The 15,926-nt window shown below is 66.5% G+C and carries 18 protein-coding genes and 1 tRNA gene; 17 read left to right on the forward strand and 2 right to left on the reverse strand.

The genetic code is table 11. From position 1 onward, the window contains the following. Nucleotides 1–188: 188 nt before the first annotated feature. From queC to J7392_RS16535, 5 genes are all read left to right on the forward strand, one after another. The gene (gene queC, locus J7392_RS16515) at nucleotides 189–890 is read left to right on the forward strand and encodes a 7-cyano-7-deazaguanine synthase QueC (RefSeq protein ID WP_209218545.1); all 702 of its coding nucleotides are present in this window, start codon (nucleotides 189–191) and stop codon (nucleotides 888–890) included. Further along, nucleotides 890–1,243 carry a 6-carboxytetrahydropterin synthase QueD gene (gene queD / locus J7392_RS16520; RefSeq protein ID WP_209218546.1) on the forward strand — a complete coding sequence of 118 codons (354 nt, stop codon included), beginning with the start codon at nucleotides 890–892 and terminating at the stop codon, nucleotides 1,241–1,243. The genes queC and queD overlap by 1 nt, the downstream gene beginning before the upstream one ends. Next, nucleotides 1,240–1,947, forward strand: a complete 708-nt coding sequence (gene queE / locus J7392_RS16525; RefSeq protein WP_209218547.1) for a 7-carboxy-7-deazaguanine synthase QueE — start codon at nucleotides 1,240–1,242, stop codon at nucleotides 1,945–1,947. The genes queD and queE overlap by 4 nt, the downstream gene beginning before the upstream one ends. Nucleotides 1,948–1,962: 15 nt before the next feature. Continuing rightward, the gene (gene queF, locus J7392_RS16530; RefSeq protein ID WP_067268534.1) at nucleotides 1,963–2,427 is read left to right on the forward strand and encodes a preQ(1) synthase; all 465 of its coding nucleotides are present in this window, start codon (nucleotides 1,963–1,965) and stop codon (nucleotides 2,425–2,427) included. A 211-nt stretch (nucleotides 2,428–2,638) separates the two neighbouring features. Then, nucleotides 2,639–3,304 (forward strand): L,D-transpeptidase, encoded by a 666-nt coding sequence (locus J7392_RS16535; protein ID WP_209218548.1) that lies wholly within the window; start codon nucleotides 2,639–2,641, stop codon nucleotides 3,302–3,304. Nucleotides 3,305–3,349: 45 nt separating this feature from the next. Here J7392_RS16535 and J7392_RS16540 read toward each other — a convergent pair whose 3' ends face one another. Next, entirely contained in the window at nucleotides 3,350–3,622 is a 273-nt protein-coding gene (locus J7392_RS16540; RefSeq protein WP_067268532.1) for a hypothetical protein, read from the reverse strand. 316 nt (nucleotides 3,623–3,938) lie between these two features. Here J7392_RS16540 and J7392_RS16545 point away from each other — a divergent pair, with 316 nt between their 5' ends. From J7392_RS16545 to J7392_RS16600, 12 genes are all read left to right on the forward strand, one after another. After that, nucleotides 3,939–5,159, forward strand: a complete 1,221-nt coding sequence (locus J7392_RS16545; protein ID WP_209218549.1) for an integrase family protein — start codon at nucleotides 3,939–3,941, stop codon at nucleotides 5,157–5,159. A 212-nt stretch (nucleotides 5,160–5,371) separates the two neighbouring features. Further along, the gene (locus J7392_RS16550) at nucleotides 5,372–5,632 is read left to right on the forward strand and encodes a helix-turn-helix domain-containing protein (RefSeq protein ID WP_074836601.1); all 261 of its coding nucleotides are present in this window, start codon (nucleotides 5,372–5,374) and stop codon (nucleotides 5,630–5,632) included. 5 nt (nucleotides 5,633–5,637) lie between these two features. Continuing rightward, entirely contained in the window at nucleotides 5,638–8,130 is a 2,493-nt protein-coding gene (locus tag J7392_RS16555; protein ID WP_247744618.1) for a phage/plasmid primase, P4 family, read from the forward strand. A 538-nt stretch (nucleotides 8,131–8,668) separates the two neighbouring features. Then, the gene (locus J7392_RS16560; RefSeq protein ID WP_167687433.1) at nucleotides 8,669–9,268 is read left to right on the forward strand and encodes a recombinase family protein; all 600 of its coding nucleotides are present in this window, start codon (nucleotides 8,669–8,671) and stop codon (nucleotides 9,266–9,268) included. Further along, nucleotides 9,265–9,759, forward strand: coding sequence for a hypothetical protein (locus J7392_RS16565; protein WP_209218551.1), 495 nt, complete (start codon nucleotides 9,265–9,267; stop codon nucleotides 9,757–9,759). The genes J7392_RS16560 and J7392_RS16565 overlap by 4 nt, the downstream gene beginning before the upstream one ends. A 52-nt stretch (nucleotides 9,760–9,811) precedes the next feature. Beyond that, a complete protein-coding gene (locus J7392_RS16570) occupies nucleotides 9,812–10,105 on the forward strand; it encodes a hypothetical protein (protein WP_209218552.1) in 294 nt (97 codons plus the stop codon). Nucleotides 10,106–10,220: 115 nt separating this feature from the next. Continuing rightward, nucleotides 10,221–10,946 (forward strand): hypothetical protein, encoded by a 726-nt coding sequence (locus J7392_RS16575; RefSeq protein WP_209218553.1) that lies wholly within the window; start codon nucleotides 10,221–10,223, stop codon nucleotides 10,944–10,946. Then, nucleotides 10,946–11,206 (forward strand): hypothetical protein, encoded by a 261-nt coding sequence (locus J7392_RS16580; RefSeq protein WP_209218554.1) that lies wholly within the window; start codon nucleotides 10,946–10,948, stop codon nucleotides 11,204–11,206. Before J7392_RS16575 ends, J7392_RS16580 begins: the two co-directional genes overlap by 1 nt. Beyond that, on the forward strand, nucleotides 11,206–11,574 hold the full coding sequence (locus tag J7392_RS16585; RefSeq protein ID WP_209218555.1) for a hypothetical protein: 369 nt from the start codon (nucleotides 11,206–11,208) through the stop codon (nucleotides 11,572–11,574). The genes J7392_RS16580 and J7392_RS16585 overlap by 1 nt, the downstream gene beginning before the upstream one ends. Before the next feature lie 13 nt (nucleotides 11,575–11,587). Then, complete coding sequence (locus J7392_RS16590; protein ID WP_209218556.1) at nucleotides 11,588–13,990, forward strand: tape measure protein; 2,403 nt, start codon at nucleotides 11,588–11,590, stop codon at nucleotides 13,988–13,990. 252 nt (nucleotides 13,991–14,242) lie between these two features. Continuing rightward, nucleotides 14,243–14,611, forward strand: coding sequence for a hypothetical protein (locus tag J7392_RS16595; protein ID WP_209218557.1), 369 nt, complete (start codon nucleotides 14,243–14,245; stop codon nucleotides 14,609–14,611). Continuing rightward, the gene (locus tag J7392_RS16600) at nucleotides 14,611–15,156 is read left to right on the forward strand and encodes an ImmA/IrrE family metallo-endopeptidase (protein WP_209218558.1); all 546 of its coding nucleotides are present in this window, start codon (nucleotides 14,611–14,613) and stop codon (nucleotides 15,154–15,156) included. Before J7392_RS16595 ends, J7392_RS16600 begins: the two co-directional genes overlap by 1 nt. Nucleotides 15,157–15,595: 439 nt before the next feature. Here the strand turns inward: J7392_RS16600 and J7392_RS16605 are convergent. Beyond that, nucleotides 15,596–15,672: transfer RNA gene (locus tag J7392_RS16605), tRNA-Arg, on the reverse strand. Nucleotides 15,673–15,926 lie beyond the last annotated feature (254 nt).

The following is a 15,926-nucleotide window of genomic DNA, read 5'->3' on the forward strand; positions in this document are numbered from 1 at the left end:
TCTAAAGTTAACTTAGGTTTAATCGTTAAGGCCAAAATCCTTATTTTATCGGGTTTTGGCGGAAACCCTCCTGCCTCTGCGGCGGCGGCCCGCCCGCCCGCGCGTCAGGCTTGCAATCCGCGCAAATTCTGAAATAAGCCCCGCCATCCGGTCGCAGCCTACCCGGACATCAAAACAAGGGCCCCAAAATGAAAACACTTGTCATCTGCTCAGGCGGACTCGATTCCGTGTCGCTTGCGCATATCACCGCCGAGGTGCATCACCTCACCCGGCTCGTCTCCTTCGACTATGGCCAGCGCCACCGCAAAGAGGTCGATTTCGCCCGGGCGGCGGCCGAACGGCTGGGCGTGCCTTTTCACCTGATCGACATGCGCGGCATCGGTGCGGCGCTATCGGGCTCCGCCCTGACCGACGATATCGACGTGCCCGATGGGCATTACGCCGAAGACACGATGAAGATCACCGTCGTGCCAAACCGCAATGCAATCATGCTGTCGATCGGCTTTGGCATCGCGGCGGCGCAAGGCGATGAGGCCGTGGCGACCGCCGTGCATGGTGGCGATCACTTCATCTATCCCGACTGCCGCCCCGGTTTCACCCGCGCCTTCGATGCGATGCAGCAGGCCGCGCTCGACGGCTATGCCGATGTGCGGCTGCACACGCCCTTCGTCGAGCACAGCAAGGCCGAGATCGTCCGCCAAGGCGCGCTGCACGGCACGCCCTTCACTGAGACGTGGTCCTGCTACAAGGGCGGCGCGGTCCATTGCGGGCGCTGCGGCACCTGTGTCGAGCGGCGCGAAGCCTTTCATCTGGCCGAGGTCACAGACCCCACGGTCTACGCCGACCCCGACTATTGGACCACGGCCCTCGCCGCGCGGGAGGAAGGCTGATGTTCCGTATTCGCAAGGAATTCCACTTCTCCGCCAGCCACCAGTTGAGCCACCTGCCAGACGATCATCAATGCGCGCGGCTGCATGGCCACAACTACATCGTCGTGGTCGAACTTGCCGCCGAGACGCTCACTGCCGATGGTTTCGTGCGCGATTACCACGACCTGAAACCGCTCAAGACCTATATCGACGATCACTTCGACCACCGGCACCTGAACGATGTGCTGGACGGCCCCTCCACCGCCGAGAACATGGCGAGACATTTCCACGACTGGTGCGCCGCCCGCTGGCCCGAGACCTCTGCCGTGCTGGTCAGCGAGACCCCGAAAACATGGGCGGAATACCGGCCATGACCCTGCGCATTGCCGAGATTTTCGGCCCCACCATTCAGGGCGAAGGCGCGCTGATCGGGGAGCCGACGGTATTCGTCCGCGCGGGCGGCTGTGACTATCGGTGCAGCTGGTGCGACAGCCTCCATGCCGTCGACAGCCAGTACCGCCATAGCTGGACCCCCATGTCGACCGAGGACATCTGGCGCCAGATCCGCAAGCTTTCCAAGGACCAACCGCTGACCGTCTCCCTCTCGGGCGGCAACCCGGCGATACAGGATTTCGGCCCGCTGATCCGCATGGGCAAAGCCGCGGGCTATCGTTTCGCCTGTGAGACCCAAGGCTCTATCGCGCGGCCATGGTTTGCCGATCTCGACACGCTTGTGCTCTCCCCCAAGCCGCCATCAAGCGGTGAGCGTGTCGACTGGGACGCATTCGACGCCTGCCGGACCCTCGGCGCGCAGGCGCGGCAGCAGGTGATGAAGATCGTGATCTTTGACGAGATCGACTACCATTGGGCGCGCGAAGTGCATGCCCATCACCTCGATATCCCGCTGTACCTTCAACCCGGCAACCCCGAGGTCGATCCCGCCACGCCGGTGGACCCGCAGGCGCTGGCCGACCGTTTGGGCTGGCTGACCGAGCTTGCCATGACCGATCACTGGTTCGCCCCCCGTATCCTGCCGCAGCTTCATGTCCTGATCTGGGGCAACAAGCGCGGCGTCTGACCGATGGAGACCCCCATGTCCGACGACATCTACAGCAATCTGAAACAGCTCGGCGGGGAAACCCGCATCCCCGCCAGCCCCGAAGAGGCCGAGCTAGAGCGTGTGCCGAACCCGCAGGCCGATGTGGCCTATAACGTGCGCTTCACCGCGCCGGAGTTCACCTCGCTCTGCCCGATGACCGGCCAGCCCGACTTTGCCCATCTGGTGATCGACTATGTGCCCGGCCCGTGGCTCGTGGAGTCGAAATCGCTCAAGCTGTTTCTGACCTCCTTCCGCAATCACGGCGCCTTTCATGAGGATTGCACCATCTCCATCGCCCGACGGTTGGCCGAATTCCTCGACCCACAATGGCTGCGGATCGGCGGCTATTGGTATCCGCGCGGCGGCATTCCCATCGACGTCTTCTGGCAAACCGGCCCCCTGCCCGAGGGCGTCTGGATCCCCGATCAAGGGGTGCCGCCCTACCGCGGGCGCGGCTGACCAAGCCCTCCCTACCTCCGACCCCCGCAGCATTCGGGGCGCGCGCCCACCCGCCCGCGCCCCGTTTTTTCGGTGAAAACCGTGTGTTTTAGATCACAATCTCTTCAGCAACCGCCTTCTTCCTTGAACCACCAGCGGAGAAAGGCCGTTAGTCTCTCATACACGCATACGACCCTGCCCCGCGCAGAGAGGTCAACCACGGAGCGACCACATGCTGACAAGACGTCATTTCATTCAGACCACCACGGCGCTATTTTCCAGCGCGATGGCCACCCCCCTGATGGCCCGCACCCGCCCGAGCGCGGCAGAGAAAGCCGCATGGGACGCACAAGTCACCCCAGCGGGCTTTGACCCGGCGACGAGCAACCCCTGGGGCGTGCACCCACGCTTCTTGCCGCAACGGGTCGTGGCGAATGACAACCTGCGCGTCGGTGACATCCATGTCGATGCGGTGGCACGCTATATCTATCATATCGAAGAGGGCGGAACTGCGATGCGCTACGGCGTAGCGATCGCGCGTGGCAATCTTTATGAGCCGGGCACTTATACGATCAAGCGCAAGGTGCAATGGCCGCATTGGACGCCCACCCAAAACATGATCAAGCGCGATCCCGAACTTTACGCGGGCCTTGAAGACGGCGTGCCGCCCGGCCCGGAAAACCCCCTTGGCTCGCGGGCGCTTTACCTCTTTGAAGGGAACCGCGACACCTATCTGCGCATCCACGGCACCCCGCAGCCGCAGAGCATCGGCGGCCGGGCAAGCTCAGGCTGTGTGCGGATGATCATGGCGCATATCAATCAGCTCTACCCGAATGTGCAGACCGGCTCGACGGCCTATCTCTACTCGGCGGAAGAAAGCGTTGTTGCCAGCAGCTAAGCTGGAACGAAAAACGGGGGCCGCTTGGCGGCCCCCGTTTCCATGTCAGGCTTGGCGTTTGGTGCAGATCGGATTGCCACCCACCGCCCGCAGCGGCACTAGCGTCGTCTCGACCGGGCCGTTGTGCTGATACCAATAGCAGCCATCCTCCGGCAGCAAACGCGCCGTCGACAGATCTTGGTTCGGCGCGGCAAGGCTCACCACCGCCTCCGGCAGATTGCCCACGCGGGCCGAGCCGCCCTGCGGGCCGCTCGCCGGCACCGTACATCCCGCAACGGCCAGCAAGGCCGCCCCGATCACAAAAGTTCCTGTTTTCATCAAAGCCTCTGCCATTCCTGATTATATCTGGGGCAATCTGACAGACCGGATGGGGATTTCAAGGCACAAGGGGGTGAGGTGGCCGGCAGCGCCCTACGCGCCGAATGGCGACCCCGGCAGGATTCGAACCTGCAACCTGCCCCTTAGGAGGCGACAGGCCCCAACCCTCTCCGCCCCGCGCCATCCCTTAAAACACTAGCCTAAACAGCATCTTGAGGCTACTTTAGCCCCCGACAGCCCGAGCGAACCCTACCCCCACCCGGTTCGGAAACGGTTCGAGCTTCGGGCGGAACACGGTTCGCAGAGGAGATGCGGGATGCCAGAGAAGCTGACAGAGGGGCTCATCAAGGGGCTCAAGTTCGAGGGGAAGGCCACGACAGTCCGGGACGCCAAGGTGACGGGCCTGATGGTGGCAGTGAACAAAACGGGAAAATCCTACAAGGTGCAGCGCGACCTCTGGCAGGGGCAGCGCGGGCGGCGGAAGCTGGTGAAGACCGTCCGCCACACCTTGGGCACCACCGAGGAGCTGACCTTGGAGGAGGCCCGGAACCGGGCGGCGGCGGTGATCGACCAGATCAAGCGCGGCATCGACCCGAACGCCCCGGCGGCAGACCCAGCGGCGGACGCGGGCACATGGACCGTGCGCCGCCTGTACGAGGAGTACATTGCCGACATGCGCGCCCGGGACTGTGCGGAGCGGTCGGTGGAGAACATGCTGGACCGGCTGAACCGCTACCTCTCCGGCTGGGCCGACACGCCCCTGACCGAGATCAAGCGCAGCATGGCCCGCGAGGAACACCGGCGCATAACCCGAGACCACGGCGGCCCCTCCGCCAACAAGACGCTGCGCGACTTCCGGGCCGCCTACAACTTCGCCCTGAAGGTGGTCGATGACCCAGACGCCTTGCCCGGGAACCCGGTGGCGGCGGTGACCTTCAACAAGGAGCGGTCCAGCAACCGCGTCATCATGCCCGAGGACCTGCCCGACTGGTGGGCGAAGATTCAGGCGCTGCCGAACCCGCTGCGCCGGGACATGCACACGCTCGGGCTCCTCTCGGGCCTGCGCCCCGGCACCCTCGTCTCCCTGCGCCGTGACTGGGTGCGGACGGCTGACCGGGCAATCTCCATCCCCCGGATGAAGTCGGGCCGGAGCTTCGACCTGCCCCTGTCTGGGCGCATGGTCGAGGTGGTGGAGCGCATCCTTGTGACGGGCGCAGTCCTGTTCCCGAAGTCTGAATGGCTGTTCCCCACCCGGTCGAGCAAGACGGGCGAGGTGATCGCAACGCAGGTCTGGAAGGAGAAGGCGCTGCCCAGCGACACCGGGCACATCCTCCGGCACACCTACAGGACAATTGCCCAGCGCGAGGGCATCGACCGGGTGAACGCCCGTCTCCTGCTGGACCACACCGTCCCGGGCATCGACGGGGTTTACATCCACGAGCGCGCCCTGTTCGACACGCTGCTTGCCGAGCAGGAGCGCATGACCGCCGCGATCTTCGCCCTGCTGGAACCCGAACAACAAAAGATTGCGGGTTGAATAGGGAGAAAGAGGGTTTCCCAACTGGCGCCCAAAGGGGTAACTTAGGGGCGAGACTAGGAAACCGTGTCGGCTCACCGGGGGTGCCGCGCACGGGGAGCGCCCCGCGAGAGCGAGGGGCGCGGGCCAACCGGTAGGTGAGCAAACAACTCACATAGGCCTGTCACTGAACCGACCGCCCGCCGCAGGCGGTCAGTTGTTTGGTGACGACAATGGACCAACAGACGATTGAAGCCATCGCGGAGGCCGTGACCGCGCGCATCCTCCGTGACCTTCCGCGCGGGCGTGTGCCCGTCTCCCCCGAGTACCTGACCGCTGAGCAGGTCTCCCAGATGACCGGCTTCTCGCCCAAGTCGCTGGAGGCGTACCGCGCCAAGCGCGTCGGGCCGCCGTTCCTGAAGGTGGGCCACAGCATCCGCTACCGCGCTGAAGACGTGCGTGCCTGGGTTGAAGCCGGGGGTGCGGTCGAATGAGTGCGATGGACAAAGGAAACGCCCCCAGCCGGGGGACCGGGGGCGCTCAGGAAGACAGGACCCTTGAACAGAACCGCCATCATCAACCCTGTGACCCGAGTATAGCGGGCGGGGGTGGCCGGGGCGAGGCCGGAGACTTGTTGCCGAAGCCCGAGGAGGCCGTGGCCTTCCTTGAGGGTTGGCGTCCGGGTGGGCCTTGGGTCCTGACTGCCATCTCAGTCAAGGGCGGCGGAACGCAGACCGTGACGTTGACCGACCCCGGTGAAGTCCGGCAGTGGGTCCAAGATCACAGCGGCGGTCGCTGGAACCTCTACTTCACGGTGAACGAGACCCTCGGTCCGGTGACCAGCAAGCCCAAGAAGACGGGCCTCGCCGCCGCGACCGGCCTGCATGTGGACGTGGACCCTCGCCCGGGCGAGGAGCTGGAGGCAGAGCGCGAGCGGGCGCTGAGGGTCCTCCGAGCCTACAGCCCCACGCCCACGGCCATCGTGGACAGCGGCGGCGGATACCAAGCCTTCTGGAAGGTGGAGGAGCCCGTTCCGCTGGATGGGGACCCCGCGTCCATCGAGAACCGGAACCTGAGGATTGAGGCGGACCTACAAGCCGACGCCTGCCACAACATCGACCGCCTGATGCGCCTTCCCGGAACCGTGAACTGGCCCAACGAGAAGAAGCGCCAGAAGGGGCGTGTTGCCCGGGTCGCAAGTGTCGTGGATGCGGAATGGTCGCGCACCTACCGGCTGGCCGACTTCCCCGAGGCGCAAGTGGCTGCGGCAAAGCCCGTGCGCGGCACAAAGGCTGTATCGCAGGGCTACGTCGCTGCAACTGACGTGGACTTGGAGGCTCTGAGCTTGCCGCCTCGCCTGACCGCCCTGATTGCCAACGGGCAGGACCCGGACGAACCGGGCCGCTGGGCAGATCGGTCGGACCTCGTGTTCCATGTCCTCTGCGACATGATCCGGGCCGACCTTTCCGAGGAGGTGATGAAGGCCATCATCCTTGACCCGGACTATGCGGTCAGCGCCCATGTCCTTGAACAGCCCAAGCCGGAGACCTACGCTGACCGCCAGATCCAGCGGGCACTTGAAGCGCAGCCCCGCCCCGGGCCGATCTTACACGGCAGCGCAATGGATTGGGCAAGGGCGATGCGAGATGCCCGCGCACCGCACCTGAAGCACCACCATCAGGAGTTTCTGGACTGGGACGGCGCGGCATATGTTGGCGTGGCCGACGACACGATCAGAGCCACCGCATGGGCATTCCTAGAGAGCTGCCGCGTCGAGGACAAAGACGGGAACGTGAACCCGTTCCGCCTCAAGCCCGAGGTCGTTTCTGCGGCCATCGACGCCTTGAAGGCGGTTACACACCTGCCTCCGTCGCGCGAGGAGCCGCCGCGCTGGCTTGACGGGCGCTCTGGCCCCGACCCGCTGGAATTGCTACCGACCCGCTCGGGCCTGCTTCACCTGCCGACCGGGGACCTGCTCCCGGCCACGCCTGAGTTGTTCACCCGCAACGCGCTGGACTTCGCCCATGACCCCGACGCACCCGAGCCCGCGCGGTGGCTTTCCTTCCTCCGGGAGGTCTGGCCCGATGAGGATGAGGCCGACTGCATTGAGGCGCTACAGGAGTTCATGGGCTACCTCCTGACCCCCGACACGAGCTTGCAGAAGGCGCTTCTGATCCCCGGCCCAAAGCGCTCGGGCAAGGGCACCATCGGCAGGATCATGGGCAAGCTGGTGGGTGAGGCGAACACCGTGGCACCGTCGCTGAACAGCTTCGGGCGCAGCGACTTCGGCCTTGAACCGCTGCTGGCGAAGCAACTTGCCATCGTCTCCGACATGCGCCTTAGCGGGCGGACCGACGAGGCGGCGGTGGCTGAGAACCTGCTGCGCATCACCGGGGAGGACCGGGTGAGCGTCAACCGGAAGCACAAGAAGGCGGTGGAGGTCACGCTGCGGGCGCGGTTCGTGGTGATGACGAACGAGGTGCCGAGGTTTGCGGACCGCTCGGGGGCGCTGGTGTCACGCTTCATCGTCCTGCCTATGCGGCAGAGCTTCTTCGGGCGCGAGGATTCAGGCCTGACGGCAGCGCTGATGGGCGAGCTTCCCGGGATCTTGAATTGGGCGGTTGAGGGCTGGCGGCGCGTGCGGCAGAGGGGGCGGATCACGCAGCCACAGGCAGGTTCCGCCGTTGCCATGCAGATGTCTGACCTGTCCTCCCCGATCCCCGCATTCGCCCGTGAATGGTGCGAGGTCGGGGCAGACCGATGGGTTGCCAAGGACCGCCTGTTCGCCGCCTTCCGTGAGTGGCATCGCGACAACATGGGGCAGGACTACCTCAGCAATGCCACGGTGTTCGCCCGGGACCTGTACAGTGCCATGGATGGACAGGTCCGCGACGGGAAGGGGCCGAGGCCGGGCCGCGAACCCGGCTTCAAGGGCATCGCCCTGCGGGCGGGCATCGGTGCCGGAACGTACCGGGATGAAACTCCCTTCTGAGCCGGTCTGGGATAGCGGTCCGGGATCGCCCCGGGCTGCTTGCCCAGAAAAACAGACACTTAGCGGGGCCGGTCCGACCGGTCCGGGATACCGCCTATTGTGCTCTCTGTATGTGTCTCCTTATCCCCTCTCTGTCTGATTTCCTCTAATTAAGTCGCAGATACCCCGGACCGGTCGGACCGGCCCCGGAAAACCGTGGCGGCGCTGGCGCTTACGCAACTGCGGACCTTGGACCGGTCCCGGACCGACCCCGGACCGGCCTGCCGCCGGTGTTCTGGGCTCGGGGTGCAGGGATGCAGCACCTCCACGTCCTGCGCCTCTGGAAAAAGGGACCGCCAACGGCCCGCCGCCGCCGATCTGGGCCGGAACCAGCCACCCCGAAAAGGCCATCCCGGAATGGCCGGTCGGAAGCCAGCGCCGATGGGCTCGCAGGACCCGGCCCGAGGCAACCCCCTAGCCGAACGTTTACGGGGTAGACCGCCCCACAGCGTTCACGGTACGTTCTACATATGGACAGAATGAACGGGGGAACCACAACATGAAGCGCCGCGCCGCGATCTACGCCCGGGTGAGCACCGGAGGCCAGACGCCTGACAACCAGCTTCTAAGGCTCCGGGATGTGGCGGAGAGGGCCGGTTTCCAGATCGTGGAGGAGTATGTGGACACCGCGTCCGGGGCCAGCCCCTCGCGCAGCGGGATGGACCGGATGATGAAGGACGCCGCGCGCCGCCGGTTCGACATCCTGCTTGCTTGGGACGTGTCGCGCCTTGGGCGGTCCCTGACGCAGCTTGTCGCACTGTTTGACACCCTACGCGCCCTCGGGGTGGACCTGATCCTTGAGCAGCAGGGCGTGGACACATCGACCCCGGCGGGCCGGGCGCTGATGCAGATGAGCGCCGTGTTCGCGGAGTTCGAGCGGGCCATGATCGTAGAGCGCACCAAGGCGGGGATAGAGCGTGCCCGGGCGCGTGGATCGCAGATCGGGCGGCCCCCGGCGTCTGACGCCCTGATTACCTCCATCCGGGCGCTTCGGGCTCGCGGCATGGGGATGGACAAGATTGCCCGAGAGCTGCGCTGCGGCAAGGGCCTAAGCCAGCGCATTTGCAAAGAGTACGACAAGGAGGCTGCCGAGCCATGACCGACAACAGAGACCTTCCCGCCCGCCTCGTGCCGCCCGGCTCCGGGGAGTTGGGCCGATCCCACTGGCACGTGACCGAGCTTGGCCTAGCCGTAGTCGAGGAGCTGGCCGGGCGCGGCTGCCACGTCGCCACGATTGCCCGCGCCCTCGGCATGAGCAAGGACGCCTTCAAGTCCTGCCGCGACCGCCAGCCCGAGGTTGACGACGCATACCACCGGGGCCTAGCTCGCGAGCATGACCAGCTCGTGAGCAACCTCCGCACCGCCGCCGATGACGGCAACATCGTCGCCAACATCTTCCTCCTGAAGGCCCGGCACCAGTACCGCGAGGGCGAGGCGCTTGAGGCGAACCTGAACCTGAGCGTGAACAGCGGCGGCGTCCTCGTGGTCCCGCAGCGCCAGAGCGTGGAGGAGTTCCTTGCGGAGCAGCGCGAGCGCGAGGCGAACACCATTGAGGGCGAGGTGGTGCGGGAGGCCCGGCGCGGTGACTGACAACAATAGTTCCGCCGCGCGTTGCGCACCGCGCGGCGGTATCTTCCCGCCCATGAGCGCTGAAACCACCTTCCACGTCTATGAGAACGCCGCCGGGCTCCTCTCCCGCATGGGCTACACCGCCCGGGTGGAGGACCGCTGGAAGCCGCCGGCAAACTACCCGAACCGGAGAGCCGTGGCTGCCATCGTTACGGACGCCCCGGCAATCGTGGTGGGGTACGCCGTGGCGATGGTGGCGGAGGAGCCCGAGGCGCACCTTCCCAGCACGTCCGCCCGCGCGGGCCGGGTCCCGCATGGCGAGAGCGGCGGGACGCCCTGGGCCTTCTGGCTCGACAACAACGAATAGCGCTCTGAGCCGCATGGGGCTCAAGATATAGTCTCCCTAGGACAAACGCCGCCCGCTGGAGGGCGCGCACCGAGCAAGGCGCTCAGGCACGGCGGCGACCATCAAAGGAGACCCCATGCCCGAGCCCGCACACATCCCCGAAGGCACAGCAATCCCCGATCTGACCGCGCCCCCGATGGGCAAGGCGGAGGTGATCGACTTCGCAGCAGTCGTGAGCCGCCGCGCCGAGAAGTTCGGCCAGACCATTGACACCCTCTCCGCTGGCATCGCCACGCGGGGCCGCGAGGCCGCCGACAGCCTCGCCCGGGCTGACTTCCCGCCCGAGGCGCAGGCAGAGGCCGCGCGCAAGGCTGAGGCCAAGGCCCGCAAGGAGGTTGTGACCAACAGCACCGACCGCCGGTGGGAGATGCTGAAGGAGCTGAAGGCGGCGGAGGACACCACCCGCACCACAGCCGCGCTCTTTGCCTCGCCACAGGCCGTCCTCGCCCGGGCCGGTCTGGGCACCACCGAACGCACCAACTTTGAGGCGCAGCTTGCGGGCTCCGGCCCGGCGCAGCTGATGAACATCGCCACGTTCGCCGTCGCCACCAAGAACGCGGTCCTTGGGGCCGCCCTCTGCGCGGTGTGCGAGCGGATGCCCCGGCGTGACCGTCCCTTCTCCCCTGCCGACTTGGCCGACCGCCTCGTGGGCGAGGAGACCCGGGCCGTGCAGGCAGCCGTCGAGGCCGTCCGCAATGCCGCCCAGCGCGCAATCGTCGCCAACCGCGAGTTTGAACGCGGGCGGGTCAACCCGCTGGACCGCGTGAAGGTCGCACTCAAGAGCCAGAAGGAGGCCAACTGATGCCGCTCTACCTTGTAAGCCGCCCGAAGGGGGCGGACCACCTGAAGAACACCGCCGGGATGCACGGCGCTCTGGTCGAGGCCGCAGACGCAGCCGCCGCCATCGCCGCTGCCAACGCCCTTGCGCCCCGGATGAACACGCCCTTCGCCGGGTACGATGCGACCGAGGTGGCGACCGCCGCCGCCGGAGGCTTTGAACCGGCGCTGATCCAAGGGACGGTCGTGGGCGATGCCTACAGCGGCCCGGCTCGGGGGGCGTGATGAACCCCGAGACCATCGCCGCCGCGTACCCTGACCTGTTCCCCCGCCGGGTCCAGCGCGCCCACATGGCGCTGCTGACTTGGGCGGAGGAGGCGAACCCCGACCGCTGGCCGACCCCGCCTGACGTGTGCCGGTTCGCCCGGCTCTACGGGGTGCCCCGCGCCACCTTGGGCGCGTTGGTGGGGATGCTCTCCATGCGCCACGACAGCCAGACCCGCGAGACGTGGGTGGACGCTGTACGCCGCCCGGAGGACGCCCCGCCGCACCTGATCCAGCGCCACTCCCGGGACGTGATCCGGGCCTTTGGCTGGTTCTGCGCAACCACGGACCTCGGGTGGCTCCGCCTCCCGAGCCCCACCATCCACTGAACGCGGGCTGCGCATGGCGACCGAACGCTTGGACATTGTCATCCCGCAGGGCGGGGAGCGGGTCGTCAGGCGCAACCTCGGGGCCTCCGCCCAGGCAGCGGGCCGGAGCGCCGACTTCCTCCGCCGCGCCCTGAGCGCGGCGGGGCTGGGCCTGACCGCCGGGGAGCTTCTCCGGCAGGCCGACACCTACACCCTCCTGACCAACCGGCTCCGCCTCGTGACCGACAGTGCCGAGGACCTCGCAGCGGTGAATGACGCCCTGTTCCGGTCTGCGCAGCGGACCCGGCAGAGCTACGCCGCCACGGTGGACCTGTACGCGCGCCTCGCTCGCAGCGTCCGCACCCTCGGGCTGGGGCAGCGCGAGCTTCTCGACATGACAGAGGCGGTCACACAGGCCGTCGCCATGTCGGGCGCAGACGCCCAGTCCTCCGCCGCCGCGCTGGTGCAGCTCGGGCAGGCGCTCGCGTCGGGCGTCCTGAGGGGCGACGAATTCAACAGCATCATGGAGAACACGCCCCGCCTAGCGCAGGCCATTGCGGACGGGCTGGGCGTCCCGCTCTCCGCCCTCCGGGGCTTGGCACAGGACGGCCAGCTCACCGCCGATGCCGTCACCGGAGCGCTGCGGAGGGCAGCGCCGGGGCTGGCCCGCGAGTTCGCCCAGCTCTCCCCCACAGTGGCGGAGGCTTCCACCGTCCTCGGCAACGCCCTGCTGCGCCTCGTTGGAGAAGCCAGCGCGGCAACCGGCCTGAGCGAGATGGTCGCACGGGGCCTTGTGGCCGTGGCCTACAGCCTAGACGCGGTGGCGAAGGCCGCAGCCATCGCAGCGGCGGCCCGGTTCGCCGGGGTGTTCGCCTTCCGCGCGTCCGAGGCCATCGCACTTGAGCGGGCGCTTGGCGCATCCTCGGGGGCAGCCGCCACCTTGGGCGCGGCGCTGAAGGTCGTGCAGGGGGCCGTCCGGTCTGCTTGGGCTCTGTTCGCCGCATTCGGCGGGCCGTTCACCCTTGTCGCGGCGGCGCTAGCTGGCCTCTACGCCTTCCGGGACAGCATCACCGTGACGGCAGACGGGGTGGTGAGCCTCGGGGACGTGTTCCGGGCGGTGTTCTCCCTCGCCCAAGGCTACATCGGCGGCGCGGTCGAGGGGCTAGGGGAGGCTTGGCGCACCGGCCTGTCCCGCGTCTCTGAAGGCTTGGGCGACCTGCTGGATGGGATCGTGTCCGCAGTCGGGGCCGTGGTTAGCTTCGCCCGGGACGCCGCAAACACCAACATCGGCCTGTGGGTCGGGGCCTACCGCGCCGTGGCCGCCGCTTGGGGCCTGTTCGTCCCGGCGATGCGCGACCTCGGGGCCTCCCTCGTCAACTCCCTGATCGACGCCGTGGAGGCCGCCATTGCGCGGATGCGCTCCGGCGTGGAGGGCTTCGGCAAGCTGGTCGAGGAGTACACCGGGTGGAACCCCGCCACGCCCCTGCTGGACCGCTTCCAGATTGACCTGAGCGGGCTCCGGCTCCCCGTGACCGGCGCGGCCCGCGACTTGGGCGCTGTTGTCTCTGCCGAGATGGCCGCCGCGATGGGCACCGACTACATCGGCGGGGCGGTCGGGGGCGTGATGGAGCGCGCCCGCGAGATTGCCGAGGGGCGACAGGCCCCCGGCCAGACCTCGCCCGGGCTCCTCCCGGCGGCCCCTGCCATCCCCAGCGCCCCCGCGACGGGCGGCGCGGCGATGGCGGCAGCACTGAGCCGACAGGTGGACATGCTGGATGAGATCGGCGGCGCGGCGGTCGAGTACCGCGAGGGCCTCCGGGCGCTGGACGCCCTCCTTGCCTCCGGGCGAATCACCATTGACCAGTACCGCGACGCATACCGGGACCTGCGGATTGAGTTCCTAGACGCCCAGACCACCCTTGCCGCCGGGGTGGAGCGTGGTTTCCTAAAGGTGGTCCGCGACATCGAGGACGCCGCCCAGACGATGGAGGACCTGCTTACAGGGACCTTCAAGGGGGCGGAGGACGCACTTGTGTCGTGGGTCCGGGACGGCAAGCTGGACTTCCGCGACATGATCGACCGCCTGATTGCCGACCTCGCCCGGCTCCTGATCCAGCAGCAGGTTGTCGCGCCGCTGCTCTCCGCTCTCGGGTCCGCCTTGGGCCTCGGGTTTGCGACCGGCGGAAGCTTCATGGTCCCGGACGCCCAGCGCGTCCCGCTCGCGCCGCCGCAGCCGGAGAGGCAGGCGACCGTCCGCAGCGAGGCGGCCACCGGTTCCGCGCCCGTGAAGAGCCAGAAGACAACCGTGAACGTCTACGGCGCTGACGATGATGCCGAGGTGGTTGAGAGCATCGGCCCGAACGGGCTCAAGATCATCGACGTGTACGTTGACGGCAGGACCCCCGAGAAGTCCCAGCGGCCCTATCCCCGGCACTGACCCCGAAACCGACCGTCCAAAGGGTGGCGCTTCCGGTGGACGGAAGCGCGTGGCCCTGTGGGCCGCGTCGGACGGCTCCGGCGTGACCTTTTCGGGGTGGCTGATATTCTTGTTGCACTCGCCCGGTACAGGTGAGAAACCGCGCGGGCGAAGCCGCCGAACCTGATCGGAAGAAATTATTAACCACGCAGGTTGACAGGGGCGCGGCTCTACCACATATTGATGAAGACCAACCCGTGAGGAGCAACCACTATGACCACAGAGATCGGAAAGGAGCTGCGGAAACTGCGAATTGATAGGGATGAACGCCTGTACGACATGTCCCAACGTCTTGAGAAATCGTCGGCCTTCATTTCTGCCGTGGAGCGCGGCTCCAAAAGCCCGCCCTCGGGCTTCGAAGAGCTTGTCATCGCCGCCTACCAGCTCGCCGGTGATGCAGCCAACGCCCTGCGCCGGGCCGCAGACCGGTCGCGGAAGGCATTTACGGTTGAGGCCCGCACGCCTCTGGAGCGCGATGCCGCTGGGCTGATGGCCCGCCGGATGAGCTCCAAAATGGACGCCCTGTCCCCTGATGAGCTGGAGAAAATTCTCGCAATCCTGCGCAAGGGAGACGGAGACTGATGAACGACATGTACGATTTCAGGGCTCCGGCGATGAGCTGGGCGCAGGTGGACGCCGCCGCAGACAGCGTCCGCGAGAGCTTCCGGCTCGTGGATGTGCCTTACTTCCCCGTGGTCGATGTGGTCGAGAAATTGCTGGCCAACCGGTTCGAGGAGATCAGCTTTGAAATCTGCACTCACGCGGAGATGGACGGTGCCGAAGGGCTGACTTGCCCGAAGGGAAAGTTCATCCGCATCCGCGAGGACGTGTATGACGAAGCCTGCACCGGCGGGGTACGCGCCCGGTTCACGTTTGCCCACGAGCTGGGCCACCTTCTCCTGCACACCGACGCTGAAAAGCCGCTGGCGCGGGCGCTGTCTACCGAACGGCTCAAGCCGTTCCGGTCGGCGGAGAAACAGGCCAACCGCTTCGCCAGCACGCTGCTCATGCCCATCCAGCACATCTCGCCCTTCGATGACCCGGAGGACCTGATGCAACGCTTCGGGGTTTCGCGCCCCGCTGCGGGATACCGCCTCGATGACCTGCAAAAGAAGGGGTGGGCTTAACGAATGAAGGCTCAGGTTTGCGCCCGAGCCTCCAAATGAAAATCTGAATCGTGCATCAGGGGCTTGACGATGCAGAGCCTCCCGAAACGCAAATCAGCTTCCGTGACAAGGGCCGATATAGCGCTTCTCGGGTCAAATGGCAAGATACGCCCCGAAGGAGAACGAGGGAATGGCTAAGAAGCACACACCCCCTCCGCCGGGTTATCGGTACGTGTTCCGCCCTTGGCGCACGTGTCCGAAGACCGGGCAGCGCCTCTACGCGAAAGCGTTTGGCCTGCGCGCCTGGCCGATCTTGGTTCCTGAGTGAGCCCGGGTTGACCCGATAGAAATTTGGAGCGGGCGGTGGAAACATCGCCCGCTTCGGCCTTTCTGGGCGACGGTTCGCAGCCCACCAGAACACGGTTCGCGCACAGAATATCGAGTGAAATCAAGGAGAAGATGGTGACCCCGGCAGGACTTGAACCTGCAACCTATCCCTTAGGAGGGGATTGCTCTATCCAGTTGAGCCACGGGGCCTAATTTTCACCTTCATACGGTTCGGAACACGGTTCGCGCAAGGCTGCCTTATCCCTAACCGTATGTCTCTCCATCTTCTTTCGGCCCCGGACCCTCCGCTTAGGAGGGGGCTGCTCTATCCAGTTGAGCCACGGGGCCGACAGGCTTGGGTTTAGCGCAAGCGTCTGGCGATGTCATCGGCAGATTGGCAACCGAATAACTGCGCCTCGCCGCAGGGCTGCGGCAATGCTTGATCGCGCCTCCCGCTTCGCGCT

Origin of the sequence: Sulfitobacter sp. R18_1 (assembly GCF_017743915.1) — a bacterium.
Classification (GTDB): Bacteria; Pseudomonadota; Alphaproteobacteria; order Rhodobacterales; family Rhodobacteraceae; genus Sulfitobacter; species Sulfitobacter faviae.